At 69.1% G+C, this 1,402-nt stretch carries 1 protein-coding gene; it reads right to left on the reverse strand.

Translation table 11 applies throughout. From position 1 onward, the window contains the following. Positions 1-29: 29 nt before the first annotated feature. Positions 30-1,310 (reverse strand): IS66 family transposase, encoded by a 1,281-nt coding sequence (locus tag CIW48_RS32795; RefSeq protein ID WP_149314504.1) that lies wholly within the window; start codon positions 1,308-1,310, stop codon positions 30-32. Positions 1,311-1,402 lie beyond the last annotated feature (92 nt).

The raw sequence follows: 1,402 nt of genomic DNA on the forward strand, positions 1-1,402 counted from the left end.
GTAATTACCCACCCCTGTGGCGGTGTGATTTAGGCGCTGACGGTTTTGAGGATGGTGGCGAACGGGCTGGTCCCGGTGAGGCGGGCGGTATCGACGACGGTGCGGATGTCGGCCTCGCCCTCGGCAGCCCACATCGCGCGGTAGCCGTTGGTCATCTTGCGCTGGATGACGGAGGGACGCAGCAGCCTCTCCGAGCCGTTGTTGGTCGGCTCGACCGAGCCGGGGTGGGCGAGGAACACCAGGAGCTGACCGCGGGCCCGGCCGATCTTGGCCTGCAGATCGCGGGTCAGGTCGCAGCGGCTCGGTGTGGCGAGGATGGCCCCGAGTTGTCGATCCAGGCTCCGGCGCTTGGCGGCGAGTGTCGAGGTGGCCAAGGTGGTGACACGCTCGGCCACAGCGAACACGGATTGCAGCCAGAGCTGCAGGCGCCAGGGCACCGGATCGTCGCTCGCCTCGACAACGTAGGCGACGTCGCGGGCGAGATGGGCGAGGCAGGTCTGGTGTTCGGCGGCATGACCCTGCTGGGCGGTGTAGCGATCCGAGATCCACACCGCGGGCCGGTGGCCGTCCATCATCTCCCGCACTACGACAGCGCCGCGCGTCGGCGAGGCCGTGTGCACCACCGCGTCGGCCGCGTGGAACACCCAATGGAAGGCGTTGCTGCCCTCGATCCGCACGCCGGTCTCGTCCGACGCGACCACCGCGGCCCGGCGTAGGGTCGACACGGCCTTCTCGCGACCGGAGCGGAAGCGGCCCTGCGCGCGCTGGAGCAGGTTCATCAGCCCGCCCTGGCTGAGCGTCAGACCGAACAGATCCGACAAGGCCGCCTGGAGCCGTTCGTAGGACAGCGCCTGAAACGTCTTGAGATAGGTCGCCACCGCATGCAGCCGCGGGCCGAACGGGGTGCCACGCGCTGCCTCCGGAACCGGCGCGACCACGCGCGCCCCGCAGGTCGGGCACTGCACGGCCAGCCGTCGATGCTGGGTGACGACCGGCATCACCGCCGGCAGCTCGATCCGCTCGGAGACGCTGACGACCTCGGCGCAAAGATCCTCGTGCAGGGCGCCACTGCAGCACGCGCAGCGGTCGGGACGATGCTCGACGACCGCGTCGGGATCCTCGCTCATCACGCGGCTGTGGCCTTCGTGCCCGGGCTTGGCCCCGCTGGGCTTGGACTGCTCGCGGCGCTCCTTACGGTCGGTCGACGGTGGCTTCGAGGACGTGCGCGAGGTCTTGTCCGGACGCTGCAGCCGCAGCACCAGCTCAATCAGCTCCTCGCGGCTCAACCGCTCAAGATCGCTGCGCCCCATCCCACGAAGGAATCAGCGAAATCCAAACTCTGCAAGAGGGGAACGCCCGCACGATGCGAGCCGCAGTCGCCGGATACCCCCTGGGTAATTAC

Origin of the sequence: Methylobacterium sp. P1-11 (genome assembly GCF_008329595.1) — a bacterium.
Classification (GTDB): domain Bacteria; phylum Pseudomonadota; class Alphaproteobacteria; order Rhizobiales; family Beijerinckiaceae; genus Methylobacterium.

Excerpts from the sequence above, each read along its gene's own strand:
- CIW48_RS32795 (WP_149314504.1), bottom strand. The coding sequence starts at position 1,310 with ATGGGGCGCAGCGATCTTGAGCGGTTGAGCCGCGAGGAGCTGATTGAG.